Origin of the sequence: Nonomuraea harbinensis (genome assembly GCF_019396385.1) — a bacterium.
Classification (GTDB): domain Bacteria; phylum Actinomycetota; class Actinomycetes; order Streptosporangiales; family Streptosporangiaceae; genus Nonomuraea; species Nonomuraea ferruginea.
The window spans coordinates 1-4,179 of sequence record NZ_JAHKRN010000110.1; the positions used below are offsets into that span (position 1 = coordinate 1).

Sequence of the window (4,179 nt, forward strand, 5' to 3'; positions counted from 1 at the left end):
GGCCGGGTGAAGGTCTACGAGGCCATCGTCAAGGGCGAGAACATCCCCGAGCCCGGCATCCCGGAGTCCTTCAAGGTGCTGATCAAGGAGATGCAGTCGCTCTGCCTCAACGTCGAGGTGCTCTCCAGCGACGGCATGTCCATCGAGATGCGCGACACCGACGAGGACGTCTTCCGCGCCGCGGAGGAGCTCGGCATCGACCTGTCCCGGCGTGAGCCGAGCAGCGTGGAAGAAGTCTGAGGGGGAGATCGCACAAAATGCTAGACGTCAACTTCTTCGACGAGCTTCGGATCGGGCTGGCGACGGCCGACGACATCCGTCAGTGGTCGCACGGCGAGGTCAAGAAGCCCGAGACCATCAACTACCGGACTCTCAAGCCGGAAAAGGACGGGCTCTTCTGCGAGAAGATCTTCGGCCCGACCCGCGACTGGGAGTGCTACTGCGGTAAGTACAAGCGCGTCCGGTTCAAGGGCATCATCTGTGAGCGCTGCGGCGTCGAGGTGACCCGTGCCAAGGTGCGCCGTGAGCGGATGGGCCACATCGAGCTGGCCGCTCCGGTCACGCACATCTGGTACTTCAAGGGCGTTCCCTCGCGCCTCGGCTACCTGCTCGACCTGGCCCCGAAGGACCTGGAGAAGGTCATCTACTTCGCGGCCTACATGATCACGCAGGTCGACACCGAGATGCGTGAGCGTGACCTGCCCTCGCTGGAGGCGAAGATCTCCGTCGAGCGGCAGCACATCGAGCAGCGGCGCGACGCCGACATCGAGGCCAGGCAGAAGAAGCTCGAAGGCGACCTGGCCGAGCTGGAGGCCGCCGGCGCCAAGGGCGACCAGCGCCGCAAGGTCCGTGAGGGCGCCGAGCGCGAGATGCGCCAGCTCCGTGACCGGGCCCAGCGTGAGCTGGACCGGCTGGAGGAGGTCTGGAGCCGCTTCAAGAACCTCAAGGTCCAGGACCTCGAGGGCGACGAGCTGCTCTACCGCGAGATGCGCGACCGCTTCGGCCGCTACTTCAAGGGCGGCATGGGCGCGCAGGCCATCCAGGACCGGCTCGTCAGCTTCGACCTCGACGCCGAGGCCGAGAACCTGCGCGAGACCATCCGCAGCGGCAAGGGCCAGAAGAAGGCCCGTGCGCTCAAGCGGCTCAAGGTGGTGTCGGCGTTCCTCAACACCACCAACTCGCCGCGCGGCATGGTCCTCGACTGCATCCCGGTCATCCCGCCGGACCTGCGCCCGATGGTGCAGCTCGACGGTGGCCGGTTCGCGACCTCCGACCTGAACGACCTGTACCGCCGGGTCATCAACCGCAACAACCGCCTCAAGCGGCTTCTCGACCTCGGCGCGCCCGAGATCATCGTGAACAACGAGAAGCGGATGCTGCAGGAGGCCGTCGACGCGCTGTTCGACAACGGCCGTCGCGGCCGCCCGGTCACCGGTCCCGGCAACCGGCCACTCAAGTCCCTCAGCGACATGCTGAAGGGCAAGCAGGGTCGGTTCCGCCAGAACCTCCTGGGCAAGCGCGTCGACTACTCCGGCCGTTCGGTCATCGTCGTCGGCCCGCAGCTCAAGCTCCACCAGTGCGGCCTGCCCAAGCAGATGGCGCTGGAGCTGTTCAAGCCGTTCGTGATGAAGCGGCTGGTCGACCTCAACCACGCCCAGAACATCAAGTCCGCCAAGCGGATGGTCGAGCGCGCCCGCCCGGTCGTGTGGGACGTGCTCGAAGAGGTCATCACCGAGCACCCGGTGCTGCTCAACCGCGCGCCCACGCTCCACCGTCTGGGCATCCAGGCGTTCGAGCCGCAGCTCGTGGAGGGCAAGGCCATTCAGATCCACCCGCTCGTCTGCACCGCGTTCAACGCGGACTTCGACGGCGACCAGATGGCCGTGCACCTGCCGCTGTCGGCTGAGGCCCAGGCCGAGGCACGCATCCTGATGCTCTCGACCAACAACATCCTCAAGCCGGCCGACGGCAAGCCCGTGACGATGCCCACCCAGGACATGGTCATCGGCCTCTACTGGCTGACCACCATGAAGGAGGGCGCGCTGGGCGAGGGCCGCGTGTTCGGCTCCGTCGCCGAGGCGCAGATGGCCTTCGACCGCAGCGAGCTCGACATCCAGGCCAAGATCCAGATCAGGCTCAAGGATGTCCTGCCGCCGCGTGACTGGGTCGCGCCCGAGGGCTGGGAGCAGGGCGACCCGATCCGTCTGGAGACGACGTTCGGCCGCTGCCTGTTCAACCAGACGCTGCCGATCAGCTACCCGTTCGTCAACTTCCAGGTCGGCAAGAAGCAGCTGTCCACGATCGTCAACGAGCTGGCGGAGACCTACCCGAAGATCGAGGTCGCCAACTCGCTCGACGCGCTCAAGGACGCCGGCTTCCGCTGGGCGACCCGCTCCGGCGTCACGATCTCGATCGAGGACGTCGTCGCGCCGCCCAACAAGACCGACATCATGGAGAACTACGAGCGCCGCGCCGACAAGGTGCAGCGTGAGTACGAGCGCGGTCTGATCACCGACGAGGAGCGCCGCCAGGAGCTCATCGAGATCTGGACCCACGCCACGGCCGACGTCGAGACCGACATGGTCAACGCCTTCCCGGCGACCAACCCGGTCTGGATGATGGTCAACTCCGGCGCCCGCGGTAACAAGATGCAGGTGCGTCAGATCGCCGGCATCCGCGGCCTGGTGTCCAACACCAAGGGTGAGACGATCCCGCGGCCGATCAAGGCCTCGTTCCGCGAGGGCCTGTCGGTGCTGGAATACTTCATCTCCACCCACGGACAGCGGAAGGGTCTGGCCGACACCGCGCTGCGCACCGCCGACTCGGGTTACCTCACCCGGCGTCTGGTGGACGTGGCGCAGGACGTCATCGTCCGCGAGATCGACTGCGGCACCGACCGTGCTGTCCCGCTGGCCGTCGGCGAGCGCGACATCTCGGGCAACCTGGTCAAGGCCGAGAACGCCGAGTCCAACGTGCACGGCCGCATCCTGGCCGAGGACGTCGAGGTCGACGGCAAGGTCGTCGTGGCGGCCGGTGTCGACATCAACGACATCCACGTCACCAAGCTGGTCGAGGCCGGCGTCGAGACCGTCCGCACCCGCAGCGCGCTCGTCTGCGAGGCGAAGATCGGTGTCTGCGCCACCTGCTACGGCCGCTCGCTGGCGACCGGCAAGCTCGTGGACGTCGGCGAGGCGGTCGGCATCATCGCCGCCCAGTCGATCGGTGAGCCCGGCACGCAGCTGACGATGCGTACCTTCCACACCGGTGGTGTGGCGGGCGCCGACATCACCCACGGTCTGCCCCGAGTCCAGGAGCTGTTCGAGGCGCGCATCCCCAAGGGTGTCGCCCCGATCTCCGAGGCGGAGGGCCGGGTCCGCATCGACGAGACCGACAAGGCGCGCAAGGTCGTCATCGTCCCGGACGACGGCTCCGAGGAGATCGCCTACCCGGTGTCGATGCGGTCGCGTCTGCTGGTCTCCGAGGGCGAGCGCGTCAAGGTCGGCCAGCAGCTGGTGGCCGGTGCGGTCAACCCCAACGAGGTGCTGCGCATCCTCGGCCCGCGGGCCGTGCAGCTGCACCTGGTGGCGGAGGTCCAGCAGGTCTACCGCTCGCAGGGTGTGTCGATCCACGACAAGCACATCGAGATCATCGTGCGGCAGATGCTCAAGCGCGTGAACGTGCTCGAGTCCGGTGACACCGACCTGCTGCCCGGAGAGCTCGTCGAGCGGCCGCGGTTCGAGCTCATCAACCGCGAGACCGTCGCCGAGGGCGGCGGCCCGGCGGCCGGACGCCCGGTGCTCATGGGCATCACCAAGGCGTCGCTGGCCACCGAGTCCTGGCTGTCGGCGGCCTCCTTCCAGGAGACCACCAGGGTCCTGACGGACGCGGCGATCCACGCCAAGTCCGACTCGCTCCTGGGCCTGAAGGAGAACGTCATCATCGGTAAGCTCATCCCGGCCGGCACGGGCATGCCCCAGTACCGCAACATCCGGGTCGAGCCGACCGAGGAGGCCAAGGCCGCCATGTACACCGTGGGCGGCTACGACGGCTCCGCGGCCGACTACACGTTCGGCACCGGCAGCGGCGAGGCTGTGCCGCTGGAGGAGTACGACTTCGGTCAGTACAACCGGTAACGAGCCACAGGCGAGCGCCCGGGCCCCTCGAAGGAGGGCCCGGGCG

General features: G+C 67.6%; 2 protein-coding genes. Both read left to right on the forward strand.

The features are described from left to right. A partial coding sequence (locus KME79_RS44185; protein WP_195902382.1) for a DNA-directed RNA polymerase subunit beta occupies nt 1-240 on the forward strand: 240 nt, incomplete at its 5' end. Nucleotides 241-257: 17 nt separating this feature from the next. Then, on the forward strand, nt 258-4,133 hold the full coding sequence (locus KME79_RS44190) for a DNA-directed RNA polymerase subunit beta' (protein ID WP_148036775.1): 3,876 nt from the start codon (nt 258-260) through the stop codon (nt 4,131-4,133). Nucleotides 4,134-4,179 lie beyond the last annotated feature (46 nt).

Bases quoted from the DNA above. Each gene is read 5' to 3' on its own strand.
- KME79_RS44190 (WP_148036775.1), top strand. From the start codon at position 258: ATGCTAGACGTCAACTTCTTCGACGAGCTTCGGATCGGGCTGGCGACG.